Raw genomic sequence first — 21,322 nt, 5'->3', positions numbered from 1 at the left:
TTCACAGGATTTAAAAATCAAAATCCACGAATTCTTGGTGATCAATCCACTCTTACCTCTTCACAATTATTTATCTTTGTGTAAAACCGAACCTTATGATTTTTATAGAAAATGATGGCCATACCAATCCAAAGCTGAATCTGGCTTTAGAAGAATACATCCTTCGGCATTTTAGTGCAGATGAGGATTATTTGTTATTTTACATCAATGAACCTTCTATCATCATTGGTCGCAACCAAAACACTTTGGAAGAGATCAATCAAACTTATATAGAGGATCATAATATTCATGTAGTCAGGCGTATTTCGGGCGGTGGCGCTGTATATCATGATTTTGGAAATTTGAATTTTAGTTTTATCACCAACCACGATGGTAAAAGTCTGAGCAACTTTAAAAAGTTTACCGAGCCGGTTATTAAGGTCTTGAAAAGTTTGGGTTTGAATGCCGAATTGAAGGGGCGCAATGACATTGAGGTGGACGACAAGAAAATTTCCGGTACTGCTCAATTTTCTACGGGCAAACGCATGGTCAGCCATGGTACTTTATTATTAGACACTGATTTGAGTGAAGTTGCCAAAGCGTTAACTGTAAAAATGAGCAAGATTCAATCCAAAGGTCATAAATCGGTGAGAAGTCGGGTGGCAAACATCTCAGAGTTTTTGAAAGCACCCTTAACAATTCAGGAGTTTAGACAATTGGTTTTGGAGGGGTTGTATGAAGAGCGTGAACCTTTTAAAACCTATCAATTGACTTTGGAAGAGTGGAGCGCAATACACGCTTTAAAATCTGAAAAATACGATACTTGGGAATGGAATTACGGGCGTTCTCCAAAATTCAATGTCCAAAGGAGCAAGCGGTTTTCCATTGGAGAAATTGATCTCAGGATTTTTGTGGAAAAAGGCTACATCATGGAATTCAAGATTTTTGGCGACTTTTTTGGTAAGGAACCAGTGGTGCACTTGGAACAATTACTGACAGGGCTGCGATATGATCATGCAGAGATTTCTAATGTTTTGGAAGATGTGAACTTAAATGAATACTTTGGAGCTCTTCAAAAAGAAGCCTTTATTGAGTTGATTTATGGAGAAGATGAATAATTATTTCAGATAAATTGATCTCAACTTAAACCATAAAAAAGGCCGTAAAATCAATTACGGCCTTTAGTTTTTTAAAAGTGTAGAGATTACTCAACAATAAATTTACCTTGCATTAAAGCGTAATGTCCAGGGAAGGTACACATAAAGATGTAGGTTCCAGGAGCAGGAGCTTCAAACTCGATAGTATCGCTTTCGCCACCACCTAGCATTTTTGTATGCACGATAAATTTATCAGTCATGTCAGCAGGGATATAGTCATTATCTGCAGCAGTTGCAGCAGCCTGACCTACAGTTGCCATATCAGCATCTTTGGTAAGTAAAGCCCAGTTATGACCCATAACCGCTTTATCCATTTTGCCAACATGCTTCAAGGTTAATTTTACGGTTTGACCAGCTTTCACACGAATTTCAGTTTTGTTGAATTTCATTTGGTCATTCCCTTCAATTGTTACCTCAGCAATTTTAGAGTCGGTAACTTCTACAGGAGCAGCTTTTTCTTCCACTCGCGTATCTGCGTTCATGTCTGTTTTGTTTTCCTTTTTGCCATCACCACAACTAAAGGTCACAACAGCCAAGAGTACTACGAATAAATTTTTCATTGTTTTCGAATTTTAGATTACTACTAAATGAAATACAAAATTAAGGGCAATTTTCAGCATTGCAAAATCATTCGCATTATTTCTTTTAAATTTACGACTTAATTGTCCGAAATGGCATTTTTTAATCCATAATAGGCATTAATAGCATGGAAATTCCGATTGTTAAATCGATTTTGCCAATCAATTTGTATCTTTGCATCTTCAAACAAAAAATAAATACCATGCAAGACGGCTTATATGCGAAATTCATCACCAATAAAGGTGAGATTTTAGTGAATTTAGAATACAAAAGAACACCGGGAACAGTTGGGAATTTTGTGGCTTTAGCAGAAGGAGATTTAAAAAATTCAGCAAAGGCACAAGGCAAACCTTATTACAATGGTTTAAAATTTCATCGTGTAATTCCTGATTTTATGATTCAAGGAGGATGTCCTCAAGGAACAGGAACTGGAGATCCAGGATATAAATTTGAAGATGAGTTTCATCAGGATTTAAGACATGATGCGCCAGGCGTTTTGTCAATGGCAAATTCAGGGCCAGGTTCTAATGGAAGTCAATTCTTTATTACCCACATTGCAACACCTTGGTTGGATGACAAACATACCGTGTTTGGAAATGTAATTGAAGGACAGGATGTTGTTGATGCCATTGCTCAAGGAGATGTCATTGAAACTATAGAAATTGTGAGACTAGGCGAAGACGCTAAAGCTTTTAATGCAATTGAAGCGTTTAGAACTTTTGAAGGCTCGAGAGAACAACTTATAGCTGAAGCACGCAAAGCTAATGAAGCTGAATTGGATAAATTGGCAACCGGTTTTGAGCGCACTGATAGTGGCTTACGTTACCAAATTTTACAAAAAGGATCTGGTAAAGCAGCGGAGAAAGGTAAAACGGTTTCTGTACATTATAAAGGTCAATTAGCTGACGGTACGGTTTTCGATTCATCATACAAGCGCAAGCAGCCATTAGATTTTCAAGTGGGTGTAGGTCAAGTCATCGCTGGTTGGGATGAAGGGATTTGTTTGTTAAACGTTGGTGATAAGGCCCGTTTGGTAATTCCATCTGATTTAGGCTACGGTGCTCAGGGCGCTGGTGGTGTCATTCCTCCAAATGCAATCTTAGTGTTTGACGTGGAGTTGATGGACGTTAAATAATACGTTCAATATACTACAGTAAAAACGCAACTTTAAGAGGTTGCGTTTTTTATTTAAAATAGAATAAAGAGAATAGAATAGAGAGAATAGAAAAGAGAGCAAGAATAGAGAGAATAGAAAATAGCGATTAGAATTGGAATGAAGTTTTTGGAATATTTGTTAATCAAGATGTATTTGACATAAATAACTCCTAACTCCTAACTCCTAACTCCTAACTCCTGACTCCTGACTCCTGACTCCTGACTCCTGACTCCTCACCCCTCACTATACACTTGGCCACGGTGTGGTTTTAAAGCATCTCGCAACCGTTTCATCTGATCTTCCGGCACTACTAAGTAAGCAATGGCGTGATCATCAGTTAACGCTTCAAAGCCGGTAAGAAGGTTGGTGTATTTTTCAATGGCAATAAATTCCTTTAAATGGATAGCGTGATGCTCGGCTATTTTTATGCCGTCAGGGCCTTTAAAATCCCATATTAATTTAAGTTTTCGCATCAGCAACAGAAGTTCCGGTTTCCACAAAGGTCTTAAAATCTTTCATGTATTGCAATGTCTGGTCTTTAAATGTTTTGGGCATGACACCAATCATAAGGCGCATCTTGAAATTTAAAGGTAGAAGCTCATTGATGCAGGTCCACTGTGTGTCATCTTCTGGGGTAGAGCTGAAATAATTTTCCTGAATGGTAGCCATCCCATCAGTAGTATAGGTGGCATGCCACTCGTAAGGCAACTTTTTATGGGTAATGGTTTTAACAAGTTCCATACGTCGTTTGCCTACATTGAAGTGCAGCTTCATTTTTGAGCCCAGCTCTCCCGGAGTACCGGACAGGTGTTCCGCATAGCGCAAGCCTCGTTGCCAATCCGTTTTATGTGCTGAATTGGCAAATTTTTCAATACAAAGGCTCAAAGGCGCTTTTATAATGATGTTGAGTGTATAGGTCATAATTGCTCTCGCGTATTCATGGTGTAAATATACAGTGGTTACGCACATGCCGATAATCTGAAAGATTAACTGTTAAAAATGACTGCCCATTAGCTCAAGAAGGCGGTGATAAGTGCAGTAATAATTCTTATTTTTAAAATAGCACATAGATTATTCTGTGGGAAACCGGCTTCTGAAATACTAAGTAGAGTTATAAACCGTTAAGCCAAGGTAACTTGTTTTCTACGCTATTTATATTATTTTTGCAGCCATTGACGGTCGTGTTTCTAGTTTATAGGAGCACCAGGTTTTCAAATAAGTATAGTTGTATCGTAGCTTCATCTAACGCTATTTAAAGAGTACATGAAAATATATTTCAGTTTAATTTTACTATGGATTACCCTATTTGTACAGGCACAAGGGTCTCCATCAGCGGTGTTGTTAACCGTCGATGGCGACCCCGTTTCTGCTGGTGAATTCATGAGGGTTTACAACAAGAATTTAGACTTGGTAAAGGATGATACCCAGAAAGATATCGATGCTTATCTCAAACTTTTCATTAATTATCAATTAAAGCTTAAAGAAGCCAAACGCTTGGGTTATGATCAGGACGAACGCTACCTGAAAGAGTTTGAAACTTATAAGGCTCAATTGATAAAAAATTATGTATCGGACTCCAAAGTGACGGAGGCTTTAATTAAGGAAGCGTATGAGCGAATGCAAACAGATATTAAAGCCTCGCACATTTTGATTCGTTTGGATGAGAATGTGACAGACACTTTAAAAGTCTATCAAGATGTAATGGCTTTAAGAAATCGGGTTCAGAATGAAGGTTTTGACAAGGTAAGAGCTGAGGTTCACGATGGTCAAAACATATTTGCTGAAGAGCTGGGCTATTTTTCGGCCTTCAAAATGGTATATGAATTTGAGACTGCAGCCTATGATACTGAAGTAGGTGCCATTTCGATGCCCTTTCGCAGCCAATTCGGGTATCATATTGTGCAGGTTGAGGATAAGCGTCCATCCTTAGGTGAAGTGACCGTAGCACACATCATGGTCAACAGTACAGAAAATGATTCTTTAAATGAAGCTGAAACCCGCATTCACGAAATTTATAGAAAAATTAAACAAGGTGAGGCATTTGCAGCCTTAGCCAAGCAGTTTTCTGATGATAAAAGTACGTCTGAGCTCGGTGGCGAGTTGTCGCCCTTTACTGGCGGACAGCTGGGTTCTCCTGAATTTGAGTCGGTCGCCTTTAGCCTAACCACTGTTGGCGAAGTATCCCAACCTTTTAAAACCAATTATGGCTGGCATATTGTAAAGTTGTTGGACAAGAGCGATGTACCAACCTATGAGGAAGCGAAACCCGAGATTGAGAATAAAATTAAACGCGACTCGCGTTCCAAGATCATCAATTCCACTTTAGCCAATGATTTGCGAGCGAAGTACAGCATCTCGGTCAATCCGAAAGCGAAAGCTTATTTTGAATCCATCCTTAATGCTAATTTTTTCGCGCGCTCTTGGGAATTGCCTAAGCATTTCGAAAAACATAAAACGCTGTTGACCATAGAGCAAGATACCCTGACTTATGAAGCATTTGGAAACAGGTTACTACGCATTCAACAGGTTTATGCAGGCAAAACATTGCCATTGAAAACAGTCGTTGAAAAGGAATACTTGGGCTTTGAAGAGGATGCTATTTTACAATACCATGAGGACCATTTAGAATTTGAAAACGAAGAATTTGGTTATATTTTGAAAGAATATAGAGACGGCTTATTGCTTTTTGAGCTGATGGAAAAAGAAGTTTGGAATGCCGCCGCCAAAGATACACTTGGACTGCGGAAACACTACAACACGCATAGCGACGCTTATTTCTGGGAAGAGAGGATGCAGGTTGAAATTGCTACAGCCGCAAAAGAAAAGGATATTAAAACGGTTCAAAAACTATGGAAAAAGGGACTGTCGATGGAAGGAATTAACCAACAACTCAATACAAATTCCGCACAAAAAGTTATCTTTACGGAAGGTATTAAACCGCTAGACTATCACGCGTTTCCAAAGGATATTTCGCTCAAGAAAGGATTTTCTAAAGTGTATTTTAACAATGACGCCTATCATTTGGTAAAGGTGATCGCGTCGCTTCCAAAAACACAAAAAACCTTTGATGAAGCTAAAGGGCAAATCATTAGTGACTATCAAACTATTTTGGAGCAGCAGTGGTTAGAAACCCTTAAAGAGCGTTATACAGTTGACATAAATACTGAGGTTTTGCACGATGTAAAATCCCAGCTCAGGATCTCAAAATAAAAATAAAAATTGATTAAGAACGTTTTTTTAGTAGTACTGTTGAGTTATTTTCTGGTTTCCTGTGATCTTTTCAGACCAACCGATGACCGGACACCGATTGCCAGAGTTGGAGAGTTTTATCTTTACGAAGATGATGTTAAAGATTTGGTGGTAGAGGGGACTTCCTTTGAAGATAGTACACTTTTGGTTAATGGTTACATCACGCGTTGGGCAACCCAATTGCTATTGGTTGATGGGGCAAAAAGAAACCTGCCTGAAGAGTTGCAGGAAGAATATCAAAAACTGGTCAATCAATATCAAAATGACCTCTACACCAAGGCCTATGTGGAGGCCTTAGTGAAACGTAGTATTGATACTTCGGTCACTAATATGGAGGCTCAAAAAGTGTACGAAAGCAATAAGGAATCTTTTAAGCTGAACGAAGAACTGATCAAACTGAGGTACATCAATATACTTCAAAACGCCTTAAACAAGGACGAGATTGAAAAACGGTTCAAACGGTTCAACGCCAAGGATAAGCGCTTTCTCGATTCTCTGCACGTTCAATTCAAATCCTATTCCTTAAATGATTCCGTCTGGATCAAGGCGGCACAGGTGGTTCAGAAAATTCCTGTAGTGAATTCTGACAACAAAAAAGAACTGTTAAAAAAATCTAATTTTATACAGCTCAAAGATTCAATAGGACTATATTTGATCCAAATTAATGAGGTCCTACAACAAAATGATTATGCACCCTTAGAATACGTTAAACCGACGGTAAAACAAATCATAATCAATCGTAGAAAATTAGAACTCATCAAGCAATTCGAAAAAGATATTACAAGAGATGCCATTAAAAACAACCAATTTGAAATTTACAACTAAACTTAGGGTCGCCTTCACATTAGCTGTCCTATTATCCTATACCTTTAGTTCTGCCCAAGAAATCATTCAAGACTCGATTGTAGCACCAAAAGTTGAAGCAGCACCTTCTACTCAAGAGCGTGTTAAAATTGATGGTGTTGTGGCGGTCGTTGGAGATTATATCATTCTAGATTCTGATCTCGACAAACAATTTGCCCAATTGGAAGCTTCCGGTGTTTCTAAGTCTGATTTGCCTAACCGCTGCCAGTTATTCGGAAAATTATTGGAAGATAAATTGTATGCGCACCATGCCATTCAAGATAGTATTGTGGTAAATGATATTGAGGTGCGTTCTCAAATTGACCAACAATTCAATTATATTTTGGAGCAAATGGACGGCAATCTCGCTAATATGCTGAAGTTTTATAACAAGGATACCGAAAAAAGTTTGCGTGACGAAATGTTCGAAATCAACAAGAGTCAGCAACTGGCAGCGCGAATGAAAGAGAAAATTGTAGCTGATATTGAAGTGACTCCTGAAGAAGTGAGACAGTATTTTAATGAAATCCCAAAAGAAGAACGTCCATTTTTTGGAACAGAACTTAAAGTGGCCCAAATTGTGGTCATCCCAAAAATAGCGCAAGCAGAAAAACAAAAAGTTATTGACCGTTTAAAAGAATTTAAAGCAGATGTTGTAGAACGTGGTGCAAGTTTCACTTCAAAAGTGGTCCTGTACACAGATGATGTTCAATCTCGTAAAACAGGAGGTTTATATACCTTAAACAGAAAACGTCCGCAAATGGTGAAAGAATTCAGAGATGTTGCTTTTTCAATGCAGGAAGGTGAAATTTCAGAGCCCTTTGAAACCGATTTTGGTTACCATATTATTTACTTAGAAAAAATTAGAGGTCAAGAATATGATGTGCGTCACATTTTATTGAGACCTGAAGTAACTACTGCAGCAATTAAAGAAGCTAAAGATAAGATTGAATTGGTGCGGAAACGAATTATCGATAAAGAAATCACCTTTGCCCAAGCGGCAAGAGAATTCAGTGATGAAGATGAAACCCGTAATGATGGTGGGCAGTTGATCAATCCGAGAACTCAAGATTACAGTTTTGAGCTGACCAAGATGGATCCAGAATTATACACGCAAATTCAGGATTTAAAGGATAATGAAATCACGCCAGTCCTTCAGGATGAAGACCGTGTAAACTCTATTAAATTTAAATTGATGACCGTTACAGATCGCGTTAACGAGCATGAAGCCGATTTTTCTAAAGATTATCTAAAAATCAAAAATTTAACAGAACAGGATAAACAGTTTAAAGCAATTGAGAAATGGGTCAATGAGAAAATCATGGATACCTATATTAATATCAATGGCGATTATAGAGATTGTGATTTCCAAAGTAACTGGTTGAAAAAGTAATAATGATATGTCAGATGTTGCTGCCGTAGAACAATTTGTTAAAAAATACAAAGCCCTAAAAAGTGAAGTAGCAAAAGTAATCGTAGGTCAGGATGAGGTTGTGAACCAAATCTTGATTTCAATTTTTTCTGGCGGACATGCTCTTTTAATTGGTGTTCCCGGATTAGCAAAGACCTTAATGGTCAATACCATTGCCCAGGCCTTAGGTCTCGATTTTAAGCGCATCCAGTTTACGCCAGATTTAATGCCGAGTGACATTCTTGGCAGTGAAATATTAGACGAAAACCGCCAATTCAAGTTCATTAAAGGGCCAATTTTCGGAAATATTATTCTTGCGGATGAGATTAACAGAACCCCTCCTAAAACACAGGCTGCGTTGTTGGAAGCCATGCAAGAGCGCTCAGTAACCGTTGCAGGACATCATTACCAATTAAGCTTACCGTATTTTGTATTAGCCTCTCAGAACCCAATTGAGCAGGAGGGAACCTACCCGTTGCCTGAAGCGCAATTAGATCGTTTTATGTTTGCCATTACCTTAGCATATCCCTCTTTCGCAGAAGAAGTTCAAGTTGTGAAATCGACCACCACTGATATTAAAACCACCGTTAACCCCTTATTTACCGCTCAAGAAATTACTGATTTTCAGAATTTGATTCGCCGTATTCCGGTCGCTGACAATGTGATTGAATATGCGGTAACCATGGTAGGCAAAACCCGACCAAAAGAAGCGACCGCTTCCAATTTGGTCAAAGAGTTTGTCGATTGGGGAGCGGGGCCGAGAGCGTCTCAAAACTTAATTCTGGCGGCTAAAACTCACGCCGCAATTCGCGGTAAATTTTCACCCGATATTGAAGATGTGCGCGCGGTTGCCAATGGTATTCTTCGCCACAGAATCATCAAAAATTACAAGGCTGAAGCCGAGGGAGTTAGTGACGAGCAGATTATAGAGAGCTTATTTTAGAACAACTTCTAGATTGCACTTAAATTTGCTTGCGCGCATTTCTTAGGAATTGTTCATTATACATTTCAGAAAATCACACAATTTTTAAATTGTATTTTGGGGTCTCTCTTGGTGATTTTAGCAATTTGGTATTTTATCCATAGTGATTTTATGAATTATCCAATTATATACTTAATTAGTCGATATTTATTGAATTTTATGCAACGCTTTTTTGATTTGGCTACTTATTTTTAAAAGTCTTCTAAATTTTGTAAATTTGCACACCTCGAGATCTCGAGCACTAAATAAACAACAACCTTAAAATATACTCTATGGCATTTGATATTGACATGATTAAAAAAGTTTACAAAACTATGCCTGAACGTGTGGATAAAGCGCGTCAAATAGTTAGTAAACCACTTACATTATCTGAAAAGATTTTATACGCTCACTTGTGGGACGGCCAACCGACCACAGCATTTAGAAGAGGCAAGGATTATGTGGATTTTGCTCCAGATAGAATTGCGTGTCAAGATGCGACCGCTCAGATGGCTTTGTTACAATTTATGCAAGCTGGGAAACCTAAAGTAGCTGTGCCTACAACGGTACATTGTGATCACTTGATTCAAGCCAAACAGGGAGCAGTGCCTGATTTGAAACGTGCTAACGAAACAAGTAGTGAGGTTTTTGACTTTTTAGCGTCAGTATCTAATAAATACGGTATCGGTTTCTGGAAACCAGGAGCAGGGATTATTCACCAAGTAGTTTTAGAAAATTATGCGTTCCCTGGCGGAATGATGATTGGTACCGATTCGCACACTGTTAACGCAGGTGGTTTAGGAATGGTAGCCATTGGTGTTGGTGGCGCAGATGCCGTTGACGTGATGGCAGGAATGGCTTGGGAGTTAAAATTCCCTAAACTTATCGGTGTTAAATTAACAGGAAGTCTTAGTGGGTGGACCGCATCAAAAGACGTGATTTTAAAAGTGGCTGGTATCTTAACCGTGAAAGGTGGTACTGGAGCAATTGTTGAGTATTTCGGACCTGGTGCAAAAAATCTGTCGTGTACAGGTAAAGGTACCATTTGTAATATGGGTGCTGAAATTGGAGCAACCACTTCAACTTTTGGTTATGACGACTCTATGGAGCGTTTCTTAAGAGCGACTGATCGTTCAGAGATTGCTGATGAAGCGAACAAAATTCGTGAGTACCTTACTGGAGATCCTGAAGTTTACGAAAACCCAGAACAGTATTTTGACGAAGTTATTGAAATTGATTTAGATACCTTACGTCCACACTTAAATGGTCCTTTTACGCCAGATTTAGCAACTCCAGTTGGAGAACTTGGTAAACTTGCGAGAGAAAAAGGTTGGCCAATTAAAGTGGATTGGGGATTGATCGGATCTTGTACCAACTCGTCTTATGAAGATTTAACACGTGCTGCGTCCATTGCAAAACAGGCCGTAGATAAAAAGATAGTTGCAAAAGCAGACTTTGGTATTAATCCAGGTTCAGAAACCATCCGTTTTACTGCAGAACGTGACGGTATCTTGAAGATTTTTGAAGATTTAAACGCCACTATTTTCACCAACGCTTGCGGCCCATGTATCGGTCAGTGGGATAGAAGTGATCTCAAAGGCGAAGAGAAAAATACAATTGTGCATTCCTTTAACCGTAACTTCTCAAAACGTGCTGATGGAAATCCAAATACCCATGCCTTTGTAGGTTCACCAGAAATGGTTGCTGCCATTGCAATTTCAGGTCGTTTGGATTTTGATCCGATGAATGATACACTGATCAATGAAGATGGTCTAGAAGTGAAATTGGATGCTCCACAAGGCATTGAATTACCACCAAGAGGATTTGATGTTGAAGATGCAGGATATGTTGAGCCAGTTGCAGATGGAAGTAATGTAGATGTATCAGTGAGTCCAACCTCAGAACGTTTACAATTATTAACCCCGTTTGAACCCATTGGAGGCTCTGTAAAAGGTGCTAAACTTTTAATAAAAGCATTTGGTAAGTGTACCACAGACCATATTTCTATGGCAGGACCATGGTTGCGTTATAGAGGGCATTTAGATAACATTTCTAATAATATGCTTATCGGAGCGGTCAACGCTTTTGGTATGAAAACGAACTTTGTTAAAAATCAATTGACAGGTGAGTACGGAGGTGTTCCTGATGTGGCTAGAGATTATAAAGCGAAAGGCATCTATTCTATAGTTGTTGGAGATCATAACTACGGTGAAGGATCTTCTCGTGAGCACGCGGCCATGGAGCCAAGACATTTAGGTGTCGCGGCGGTATTGGTAAAATCGTTTGCCCGTATCCACGAAACAAACCTTAAAAAACAAGGAATGTTAGGATTGACCTTCGCTAATGAAAGTGATTATGATTTAATACAAGAAGATGATACTATCAATTTCTTAGATTTAGATCAATTCGCTCCAGAGAAGCCTCTAACATTAGAGTTTGTACACGCTGATGGCACTAAAGATGTCATCGTTGCAAACCATACCTATAACCAATCTCAAATTGATTGGTATAATGAAGGTTCTGCTTTAAACTTGATAAAAAGAGAGAATGCGTCTTAAGTTAAGACCATAAATAATTTTATAAAAACTCCTGATAGCCATCGGGAGTTTTTTTTTAAGCCTATGAAAATTTCAAAAAGTCAGTGTAATAATATTATTTTTTTGGGTATCATTTTAATCATGATCATTCCACAAACCCGACAACCCATACAAGTGTTCTTACAAAAAGGTTTGGCCATGTTCAGTCCGTCCATTGTGGATGAAGAAGACCGCATTACCTTAAAGGATTACAATTGGCAATTGGTAGATGAACACGGTATGCGTTACGATTTTAATGAGGCTAAAGGCAAAGTTGTTTTTATCAACTTTTGGGCCACGTGGTGTCCGCCATGCATTGCTGAAATGCCAAGTATGGAAAAGCTCTATCAAGATTATAAAGATGATGTGGTATTTCTATTTGTGTCTAGCGAGCAGCAAGAAGTCATTTCAAAATTTAAGCAGAAAAATGCCTACGACTTTTTAGTGCATGCCTCCATTACTGCAAATCCAGTACAGTTGGAGACTTCAGCCATTCCGAGAACCTTCGTCATTGATCAGCAAGGAGATATACTTATTGATAAAACGGGCGCTGCAGATTGGAATAGTAAAAAGGTCAGAGGGTTGCTGGATGAACTTTTAAAACTTAAATAGCACTTTAAAGAAGGCCTTGATAAATGCCATTGAAAACAGGGATTTCATGATGGCGAGATCTTCAGAAAAAGATGTTTCTTCATCCAAAAACCGAAACATGGTTTGGATGGTGTTTTTGGAATAAAAACGTTCAAAAATCCAGACGCCGTTTTCGTTTTCATCGTGGAGCACTTTAAGAAAAATCTTGTCGTAGAATTTATATTTCCATTTGAATAGTCGGTCTGATGGCGCATGGCCAGCTTTTATATTGGCAATCAGCTTGGCGACGTTTTTTTCCGTATGCTTAAAGGAGTAGCCCGTTGAGCCTTTAACCCATCCGGCGCCGGTGCCAATTTTTGTGACATTTTTAGTGTGATACTTCCAAAAAGGGAAATCCGTCATCGGGATATTGCCCACTTCCGTTTCGACAATTCTGAAGTTTTCAAGCTTATATTCTTCTAAAAGATAGCGTTTTAAAAACGCTTCGTAAACTTCCGATGCTACAGTAAACGGCGTAAAAAAAGTATATTCCACGAGCGCTTTTGTTTCAGAAAACGGAAGCAGATAAATGAAGCTAGTCGAATCTTTATATTGAAATCGGTAGTCCATCATGGTGAAAGCTTCCGGATTAAATTGAGGTGTATCCGTTTCAATAACCCAACCTTTAAAATGTTGGTGAATCAAAGTGTGATCAGCCTTGGCATCAAAAAATTCCTTCGGAACTCTACTGTCAAAAATATGAGTCGCGGTATAGGTCTGTTTTTTTCCAATAACTTGAGAGGTGATACCTTCTTGAAGGTCTTCAACCGAATCTACTATAAATTTGATATTGGAATGCGTTGCCAGTTGTGATTTCGCGGCCTTATAAAACTCGAGAGATCGAATGGTTTTATAATTATACTCTAGAAGGGGAATGTTTAAAGAGATTCCTGGCGATACAAATTGTGCGGTGTGCCAAGTTTGTTCCACAATGGCATCCCATTTGCCAGCCCCTATCTCCCAAAAGCTCCAGGTTTTATCGTTAATATCTTTTAGGGAAGGATCAATGAGTCCAATAGTGTAGGACTTGAAAAATGGATCTTTAGATAGTTCTAGGGCCAACTGCAACCCAGCAAGACCATTTCCAATGATAATATAATCAAAAGACAAATTGTCTTGCACCATGATAACCTGACTAAACTGTTTATTTCTTGAAGTATTTAAACGGCACTACCAACATCCCGAAGCATTCCCCATCTTCCTTACCTAAATGCTTATGATGCATTTTATGCGCACGACGTACGCCTTTTGCGTACCAATTATTGGCGTTTCTGAAGATTTTAAAGCGTTGGTGAATAAAGATGTCGTGCACCGTAAAATAAGCGATGCCGTAAGCTAGAATTCCTAGACCTAATGGCAGACAATACCAAACGTCTTCATAGCTCCATAAATAGAAACAGGTCATGCTGATCACCGCATAGAAGATGAAAAAAGCATCATTACGCTCAAACCAACTTTTATGATCTTTATGGTGGTGGTCCTTATGAAGACTCCATAAAAAACCGTGCATGATGTACTTATGGGTAAACCACGCGTTAAATTCCATGATGGCAAACGTGCCAAAAAATATTAGTATCCAAAGGAAAATTTGCATGTCTAAACTTACATTAAATTGAGTTGATATTTTACATAACTTCGGGTTAAAAGTTCAAACTTTTTGTAGTTGGGCACCCTAATTCTGGTCGATTTAATATCCAACGCAGGTGTATTCTTTAGTTTCTTGAGAAGTTGGTTGTAATATCTATAAGCCATAAATACACCGAATTTAGCTTCAATTGGCAATTCCTTGATGCCTTTTAATCCCAAAGCGAAATCATGCTCAATATCATCAATGATGGCCTTTTTAGAGATTTCATCCAAATGGTTCAAATTGGTGTTCGGAAAATAGGTGCGGCTTAAATCTTCATAATCGGCTTTAAGATCCCGTAAAAAGTTGACTTTCTGAAAGGCGGAGCCTAAACTCATCGCACTCTCTTTTAAAGTCTCGTATTGGTGAGGATCGCCTTTTACAAAAACTTTTAAACACATTAAGCCCACCACATCAGCGGAGCCGTAGATATACATCTTATAATCGGCTTCCGTTAAGTAGTCGCTTTTGTGCAAATCTAAGCGCATGCTTTTCATAAAAGAATCTACGAGATGCTTGTCTATATTGAACTTGTGATAGGTTTCCTGAAACGCATTAAGAATGGGATTCAAGCTTATTTTTTGCACCAGGGCTAATTGTAAATCTTCCTCAAAACGATCAAATAAGGATTGCTTATCATAGTCATGAAAGGAATCGACAATCTCGTCAGCAAAACGCACGAAGCCATAGATATTGTAAATATCCTGTCGGATGCTATTGGCCAGCATCTTGGTAGCAAGAGAAAAAGACGTGCTGTAAGAGTTGGTCACGGCCTTACTACATCGATGAGAAACGGTATCAAATAGCTGTTTCATAATTTTTGAGGGTATGATGTTTCTTAATAAGCTCTGAAACCAATTTACCAGAAATTAGTGATGGCGGCACTCCGGGTCCTGGCACGGTTAATTGTCCCGTAAAATAAAGATTCTTTACTTTTTTACTTTTTAATTTAGGTCTTAAAAAAGCGGTTTGGAACAGTGTATTTGCCATTCCGTAAGCATTGCCTTTATAAGAATTGTAATCTTGAATAAAGTCATTGACGCAAAAAGACTCTTTAAATATAATATTTTTTCCCACACTTTGCGAGGTTAAGTTCTCAAACCGTGCAATAATCTTGTCAAAGTAAAGGGCTCTTAATGCTGGAGTATCTTCTAATCCGGGAGCTAGCGGAATTAAAAATATTCCGGCTTCCTGACCTTCAGGCGCCACGCTCTGATCAGTTAAAGATGGGAAACTGGCGTAAAATAAAGGGTCTTTGGGCCATTGTGGCGTATCATATATTTCTTTGGCGTGCGCTTCAAAATCGACGTCAAAAAATAAAGTATGATGATTAACGTTGATTAATTTCTTGTCAAAGCCCACATAAAATAAGAGCGAAGAGGGCGCAAAAACCTTCTTTTCCCAATAGGTTTCAGAATATTGGCGATAAGAGGGTTCTAATAATGTTTCGGTGTGATGGTAATCAGCACCACTTAAAACGATGTCAAATGGAAGTTTTTCGCCATTTGAGGTAATGCTCGTGGCGTTTCCCTCAGCTACGCTGATATTATCCACGGTTTGTTCTGTTTTAATGGTGACACCTACACCCAGTGCCAACTGTTTCATAGCTAAAATAACTTGATACATACCTTTTTTAGGATGAAAGGTCCCAATTCCAAAATCGGCATAATTCATAAAACTGTAAAAGGAAGGTGTGTTATCTGGTTTTGCGCCTAAAAAGAGCACTGGGAATTCCAAAATTTTAGCCAAGCGTTCATTTTTGAATTCTTTACGTACATCTTTTTTAATCGTACTAAAAAACTGATCTAATTTTTTGATAGTCACCGGCGTCATCAATTCAAACGGTGTGATACCTGGCCTGTATACTAAATCTTTGATGGCAACTTCATAATTGTGTTGCGCATTGGCAATGAATTTCCTCAGTTTTTGAGAGCTTCCCGGTTCTTCGTGTTCAAAAGTTTCACAAATTTTTTCTAAAGTATCTTCAATGGTTATATAATCGTCTTTAGCGAAATACACACTATAAGCAGGATTCAATTTTTCGAGCTGATAGTAATCAGAAGGCTGCTTGCCAAAGTCCGCAAAAAAACGCTCAAAGACATCAGGCATCCAATACCAGGTTGGGCCGATGTCAAACGTAAAGCCCTCCTTTTTTAGCTGTCTAGCGCGACCTCCGATTGTCTTATTCTTTTCAAAAATGGTCACGTCGTAGCCATCTTTCGCAAGATAGCAAGCTGCAGAAAGTGCAGAGAAACCAGAACCAATAATAGCAACACGATTTTTCATTGTTTAACAAATGTAGTTAAAAGTTAAACAAAAAGCAATTTTAATAACATTAAATCGTTGCTACTAAGCTGCCAATTGTTTCAAAAGGGGTAATGGATTTCGGTAAGTTTTGGGAATCAATATATTGAGTCATCTGCCCAAGTACCCATAATTGGTTGCTGTTTCCCGTCAAGAGTTCAGATTCAAATTCTGCTAAATAGTTTGCCAAGTCTGCTCTTTCAGGTTTGATGGTGAAATAGGAAAGGAAGGTAATGTTTTTATAATAGGGAAGAATGTCCCTTAAACTGCTAATCGGGACGCTGGAGCCCAAAAAAATGGAGCGGTGACCTCGCGCAACGAGTTCATAATTAACAAACATTAACCCAATCTCGTGAATTTCATTATCCGGCAGAAAAAGCACAAAGGCGTTGTCGTGGTCAATTTTGTTTTGGGATTGTAACAATTCCGTATTGATCAAAATCTTTTGACGGAGCAGCGACGAGATGAAATGTTCATGGGCAGGGGTAATCGTGTCCGTTTGCCATAGGGTACCAATTTCTGAAAGTAAGGGCAAAAACAATTCATAAAAGATCTCAGAAAATGATTTTGTTTTGATCAGCGCATTATAGGTTTCATAGAACAGCTCCTGATCAAAGTCTAACATCGCCAATTTAAAGGTATTGATGGCGTGATTTTTAAGATGTCCTTTGCTGGCCAATTCCCGCACCTGTTGGTGCATATCTTGAGTAGATAAGGAGGCAATTTTTGAAATTTTATGTCCGTTATTATTAAGGAAGCTGATGTTCAACAACTTCTTTAAATGTCCTAAATTGTAGAATCTAATGTTGGTGTCCGTGCGTTCTGGTTCGAGCAGTTGGTAGCGCTTTTCCCAAATTCTGATGGTGTGTGCCTTTATTCCTGTAAGGTGTTCTAAATCCTTTATACTGAATATGGTCTTAATATTGTTCATTCTTTTATCAAAAGTATGAAACAAAATTACACTAAATTATTACAAGTTGTTAAAGAATGTAGGTTTTAAACGGATGGCGTTGAAAATACTGAAGAAATCAGAAGCGTTGATGAAGTAGTCTGCTTTATAGTGCGCACGAGAAGACTCGAACTTCCACGATCTAAGCGATCACCAGCCCCTCAAGCTGGCGCGTCTACCAATTCCGCCACGTGCGCATTAAATATAAGTCAGAAGATGTTAAACTGAATAATGGTATTCAATTTTGAAATCTTGTTTGGTAATCAAGACAAATCCTCTAGGACTTTAGCGCTGCAAATATAAAAAATCAAATATTTTTATATGGAAATTTTCAATTTACTTTTTAGCAAATCCCGTTTATTTCTAGCTTTAAAATATCCGTAAATAAACAGTCTAAGCTTAAATGTTCAAACTTAGCACGTTAAGGAATGTGTTTTAAGATGGTCACTCATATTAATATTCAGTACAACTTGTGATAACGCTACAAAAAATACGAATTGCAATCATTCGCCAAGAAGGGATGTCTTAAATTCTATCGTTAAAATGAATCCACCTTTTTAAAGGAGGAATTTGAGTGGTGCAGAACAGCAATAAGAAGGTTGCACTTACAAATTATCTAAAAAAAACACTATGAAATCAGTTTGGAATGGCACCGTAAGTTTTGGCCTTGTATCAATCCCCATCAAAATGTATTCAGCTTCTGAAAGTCGAAACTTAGATTTGGACATGCTCGATAAACACGACCACGCCCGCATCAGGTATAAGCGGGTTAATGAAGATACCGGAGAAGAAGTGGTGTGGAAGGATATTGTAAAAGGTTTTAAAAAGGATGATGCGTACGTCATTTTGGAGAAAGAAGACTTTGAAAATGCCAATGTCAAGAAAAGTAAGACCATCGATATTGAGGAATTTGTTGAAGAGACCGAAGTGGCGGACATGCTTTTTAAAAATCCCTACTATCTCGAACCTCAAAAAGAGGGCGGTAAGGCCTATAACTTATTGCGCGATGCCCTTAAAAAAACCGGTAAATTAGGTGTTGCTACGTTTGTGATGCGTCAAAAGGAAAATCTATCGCTCATTGGGGTTTATAAAAATGTGATTGTATTGCACGTCATTCGGTTTGCTGAAGAAATTCGCGATCCTAAAGACGTGAAAATTCCGAAAACAAAAACTTCGGATAAGGAAATTGCCATGGCCGAGGACTTGATTGAAAACTACACCGAAAAATTTAATTTCAAAAAATATAAGGATGTTTACAACAGCCAATTGCTCAAAATAATCGAGTCGAAGGCTTCTGGTAAAACTGTCAAGGTGGAGAAAACGAAGAGCGAACCTACTGCAGCCAAAGATTTAATGGCCAAATTAAAAGCGAGTTTAGACCAACGTAAAAAGAAAGCCTCTTAAAATATGGGGCTGGAAGACTACCGGAAGAAACGCAATTTCAAGGACACTCCTGAACCCAAAGATGTCCGGAATGACGAGGACAAGTACCGGTTTGTCATTCAACGGCACCGTGCCAGCCATTTGCATTACGACTTGCGTTTGGAAATGGAAGGGGTGCTAAAAAGTTGGGCAGTTCCGAAGGGGCCTTCTATGAATCCGAAAGACAAGCGTCTAGCCGTACATACGGAAGACCATCCCGTGGCCTATCTCACTTTTGAGGGCATTATTCCTAAAGGGAATTACGGCGCCGGTAAAATGACATTATGGGATTCTGGGGTTTATGAGAATCTGTATAAAGCTCGAGATCTCGGTTCAGATTATGCCGACGGGAAATTAAAACTCATTTTTCACGGCGAAAAATTGCAGGGCATTTTTACTTTGGTGCGTTCGTCTTCCATGAATAAAAAGGAGCAATGGTTGCTCATCAAACACGACGATCAATTTGCGACACCACTGGATTACGATGCCGAAGACTTTAATTTAGAGGTATTTTCTACCGAGGCTTCAACACCGCCTGCACAACTTAATTTAAAGTCCGTGGTCAAACCGATGCTAGCATCGCCGGGCACCAAAATTTTTAACGATAAAAATTGGATTTATGAACTGAAATACGATGGCTATCGCGCGGTATCCACCATTACAAATGGCACAGTCGAATTGTATTCTCGAAATGGTATTTCGTTAAACGAAAAATTTAAAATCATTCACGAACAATTGGAGCATTTGGAGCACACGGCCATCTTGGACGGTGAAATTGTGGTTTTGGACCAAACCGGCTTGCCCCAATTTAATGCTCTACAAAACTATGATGCTGAGCACACGGAAGGTAGCTTGGTCTATTATATTTTCGATTTGCTGCATCTTAACGGGCACGACACCATAAATCTGCCGTTGTTAGATCGGAAAGAGTTGTTAAAGGAGTTGTTGCCCGACTTGCCGCATATCCAGTATTGCGATCATGTGGAAGCTATGGGCATTACGGTGTACGAGCAGGCTATCAATTTGGGTATGGAAGGGGTTATTGCCAAAAAAGCCGATTCAACTTATGAGATCAATGTGCGTTCTTCTAATTGGTTAAAATTCAAAAAAATTGAAAATACGGAAACCATCATTTGTGGTTACACGCAGTCTACCACCATATCCCGGAAATTTGCTTCCCTAATTTTAGGAATGGTGGAAGATGATGAACTTGTATATGTAGGTACTTGTGGTTCTGGGTTTTCAGAAGCTCAAATTTCTGAGCTTTACAACAAGTTTAAGGTATTAGAAACCGACACCCCAGTATTTGATATTGGTAAACATCTTAAAGGACGTGAGGCAGTTTGGTTGATACCTAAATTAGTGTGTGAGGTCAAATTTTCAGAATGGACACCGTCCAAAGTGATGCGACATCCTGTTTTTTTAAGAATGCGGGAAGATAAAACCATTGCGTTTGATAATCTTATAAATGAAACCCCAGCGCCTAAAAAACAGAAGTCCTCTCACTCCGAATTTTCGTTGGAAATTGACGCGGTAGCGGTTCAAATTACCAATCCCGATAAATTATACTGGCCCAATCCGCCGTTGACAAAATATGATCTGCTGGATTACTATATTAAAATGTCCGAATATATATTGCCCTACCTCAAAGACCGTCCGGAAAGTCTGCATCGGCATCCCAACGGGATTTTAGGGGATTCCTTCTATCAGAAAGACCACGCGAATTTACCGGCCTGGATTGAAACCATCGAAATTGCTTCGAAATCTTCCGCTAAGGATATTAATTACCTGTTATGTCAAAATCGGGCTACTTTACTTTATATGAATAATTTAGGCTGTATCGAATTACATCCCTGGCATTCCACCATCTATCAGTTAAATTATCCGGATTATGCTATCCTTGATTTAGATCCGTCAACCGAAAACAGCTTTGAAGAGGTCGTTGAAACGGCTTTAACGGTCAAACAAGTTTTAGATCGGGCCAAAATTAAGGGATTCTGTAAAACCTCAGGTGCTTCTGGACTTCATATCTATATACCCATGGGAGCGTTGTATACGTATGAGGAAGCACGGGATTTTACAAAATTGCTGTGTGTATATGTCAACGAGGTCTTACCCGAACTAACAACCCTAGAGCGCTCATTAAAAAAACGCGGCCCAAAAATCTACTTGGATTATTTACAGAATAGGAAGGGCCAAACCATAGCATCGGCGTATAGCGTGCGTCCTCAAAAATTAGCCACCGTATCCACACCTTTAAAATGGTCTGAAGTAAAGTCAGGGCTAAAAATTCAAGATTACAATATGCAAACTGTACCAGATCGGTTGGCAACAACTAAAGATGTATTTAAAGGTGTATTGGGAAAAGGGATTGATATGGAACAGGCGATAAATAATCTTATGGAATCTTAAAAATGTATTTTTTGAGCGCTAATTAAATTTTTTGGGATACTATCTTAATCTACTTATTAGGTAATTT

General features: G+C 38.7%; 18 protein-coding genes and 1 tRNA gene. 10 read left to right on the top strand and 9 right to left on the bottom strand.

Features of this window, described 5'->3' with window-relative positions; all coding sequences use genetic code 11:
• Window positions 1-95: 95 nt before the first annotated feature.
• On the top strand, window positions 96-1,097 hold the full coding sequence (locus ES711_RS15785; RefSeq protein WP_146894272.1) for a lipoate--protein ligase: 1,002 nt from the start codon (window positions 96-98) through the stop codon (window positions 1,095-1,097).
• An 86-nt stretch (window positions 1,098-1,183) separates the two neighbouring features.
• On the opposite strand, the gene azu is transcribed toward ES711_RS15785, so the two are convergent.
• Window positions 1,184-1,696, bottom strand: coding sequence for an azurin (gene azu / locus ES711_RS15780; RefSeq protein ID WP_146894271.1), 513 nt, complete (start codon window positions 1,694-1,696; stop codon window positions 1,184-1,186).
• Between the two features lie 221 nt (window positions 1,697-1,917).
• Between azu and ES711_RS15775 the strand changes: the two genes are divergently transcribed.
• Window positions 1,918-2,850, top strand: a complete 933-nt coding sequence (locus ES711_RS15775) for a peptidylprolyl isomerase (protein WP_146894270.1) — start codon at window positions 1,918-1,920, stop codon at window positions 2,848-2,850.
• Between the two features lie 254 nt (window positions 2,851-3,104).
• Here the strand turns inward: ES711_RS15775 and ES711_RS15770 are convergent, their stop codons facing one another.
• Together ES711_RS15770 and ES711_RS15765 are read right to left on the bottom strand one after the other, a co-directional pair.
• On the bottom strand, window positions 3,105-3,344 hold the full coding sequence (locus ES711_RS15770; protein WP_146894269.1) for a hypothetical protein: 240 nt from the start codon (window positions 3,342-3,344) through the stop codon (window positions 3,105-3,107).
• The gene (locus ES711_RS15765) at window positions 3,331-3,840 is read right to left on the bottom strand and encodes an SRPBCC family protein (RefSeq protein WP_246139223.1); all 510 of its coding nucleotides are present in this window, start codon (window positions 3,838-3,840) and stop codon (window positions 3,331-3,333) included. Before ES711_RS15765 ends, ES711_RS15770 begins: the two co-directional genes overlap by 14 nt.
• Before the next feature lie 294 nt (window positions 3,841-4,134).
• Here ES711_RS15765 and ES711_RS15760 point away from each other — a divergent pair, with 294 nt between their 5' ends.
• From ES711_RS15760 to ES711_RS15735, 6 genes are all read left to right on the top strand, one after another.
• Window positions 4,135-6,081, top strand: a complete 1,947-nt coding sequence (locus tag ES711_RS15760; RefSeq protein ID WP_146894268.1) for a peptidylprolyl isomerase — start codon at window positions 4,135-4,137, stop codon at window positions 6,079-6,081.
• A gap of 9 nt (window positions 6,082-6,090) precedes the next feature.
• A complete protein-coding gene (locus tag ES711_RS15755; protein WP_317129884.1) occupies window positions 6,091-6,945 on the top strand; it encodes a peptidyl-prolyl cis-trans isomerase in 855 nt (284 codons plus the stop codon).
• Window positions 6,929-8,356, top strand: coding sequence for a peptidylprolyl isomerase (locus ES711_RS15750; RefSeq protein WP_317129883.1), 1,428 nt, complete (start codon window positions 6,929-6,931; stop codon window positions 8,354-8,356). Before ES711_RS15755 ends, ES711_RS15750 begins: the two co-directional genes overlap by 17 nt.
• Before the next feature lie 7 nt (window positions 8,357-8,363).
• Complete coding sequence (locus ES711_RS15745) at window positions 8,364-9,317, top strand: AAA family ATPase (RefSeq protein WP_146894266.1); 954 nt, start codon at window positions 8,364-8,366, stop codon at window positions 9,315-9,317.
• 311 nt (window positions 9,318-9,628) lie between these two features.
• Complete coding sequence (locus tag ES711_RS15740; RefSeq protein WP_146894265.1) at window positions 9,629-11,893, top strand: aconitate hydratase; 2,265 nt, start codon at window positions 9,629-9,631, stop codon at window positions 11,891-11,893.
• A 63-nt stretch (window positions 11,894-11,956) separates the two neighbouring features.
• Complete coding sequence (locus ES711_RS15735) at window positions 11,957-12,523, top strand: TlpA family protein disulfide reductase (protein WP_146894264.1); 567 nt, start codon at window positions 11,957-11,959, stop codon at window positions 12,521-12,523.
• On the opposite strand, the gene ES711_RS15730 is transcribed toward ES711_RS15735, so the two are convergent.
• From ES711_RS15730 to ES711_RS15705, 6 genes are all read right to left on the bottom strand, one after another.
• Entirely contained in the window at window positions 12,509-13,666 is a 1,158-nt protein-coding gene (locus tag ES711_RS15730) for a lycopene cyclase family protein (protein WP_146894263.1), read from the bottom strand. The two genes, ES711_RS15735 and ES711_RS15730, sit on opposite strands and share 15 nt — an antisense overlap.
• 19 nt (window positions 13,667-13,685) lie before the next feature.
• Entirely contained in the window at window positions 13,686-14,135 is a 450-nt protein-coding gene (locus ES711_RS15725) for a sterol desaturase family protein (protein WP_146894262.1), read from the bottom strand.
• A gap of 8 nt (window positions 14,136-14,143) precedes the next feature.
• Window positions 14,144-14,983, bottom strand: coding sequence for a phytoene/squalene synthase family protein (locus ES711_RS15720; protein ID WP_146894261.1), 840 nt, complete (start codon window positions 14,981-14,983; stop codon window positions 14,144-14,146).
• Window positions 14,967-16,454 (bottom strand): phytoene desaturase family protein, encoded by a 1,488-nt coding sequence (locus tag ES711_RS15715; RefSeq protein WP_146894260.1) that lies wholly within the window; start codon window positions 16,452-16,454, stop codon window positions 14,967-14,969. Before ES711_RS15715 ends, ES711_RS15720 begins: the two co-directional genes overlap by 17 nt.
• A 49-nt stretch (window positions 16,455-16,503) precedes the next feature.
• Window positions 16,504-17,403 carry a MerR family transcriptional regulator gene (locus ES711_RS15710; RefSeq protein WP_146894259.1) on the bottom strand — a complete coding sequence of 300 codons (900 nt, stop codon included), beginning with the start codon at window positions 17,401-17,403 and terminating at the stop codon, window positions 16,504-16,506.
• 130 nt (window positions 17,404-17,533) lie between these two features.
• A tRNA-Leu gene (locus ES711_RS15705) sits at window positions 17,534-17,618 on the bottom strand.
• A gap of 433 nt (window positions 17,619-18,051) precedes the next feature.
• On the opposite strand from ES711_RS15705, the gene ku reads away from it, so the two are divergent.
• Together ku and ligD are read left to right on the top strand one after the other, a co-directional pair.
• Window positions 18,052-18,825 carry a non-homologous end joining protein Ku gene (ku, locus tag ES711_RS15700; RefSeq protein ID WP_146894258.1) on the top strand — a complete coding sequence of 258 codons (774 nt, stop codon included), beginning with the start codon at window positions 18,052-18,054 and terminating at the stop codon, window positions 18,823-18,825.
• 3 nt (window positions 18,826-18,828) lie between these two features.
• Window positions 18,829-21,255: a DNA ligase D gene (ligD, locus tag ES711_RS15695; protein WP_146894257.1), complete on the top strand. Its 2,427-nt coding sequence runs from the start codon at window positions 18,829-18,831 to the stop codon at window positions 21,253-21,255.
• Window positions 21,256-21,322 lie beyond the last annotated feature (67 nt).

Origin of the sequence: Gelidibacter salicanalis (genome assembly GCF_007997285.1) — a bacterium.
In the GTDB taxonomy this organism is placed as follows: domain Bacteria; phylum Bacteroidota; class Bacteroidia; order Flavobacteriales; family Flavobacteriaceae; genus Gelidibacter; species Gelidibacter salicanalis.
The sequence above is the reverse complement of the archived record's forward strand: the minus strand, read 5'-3'. Positions and strand labels throughout refer to the sequence as shown.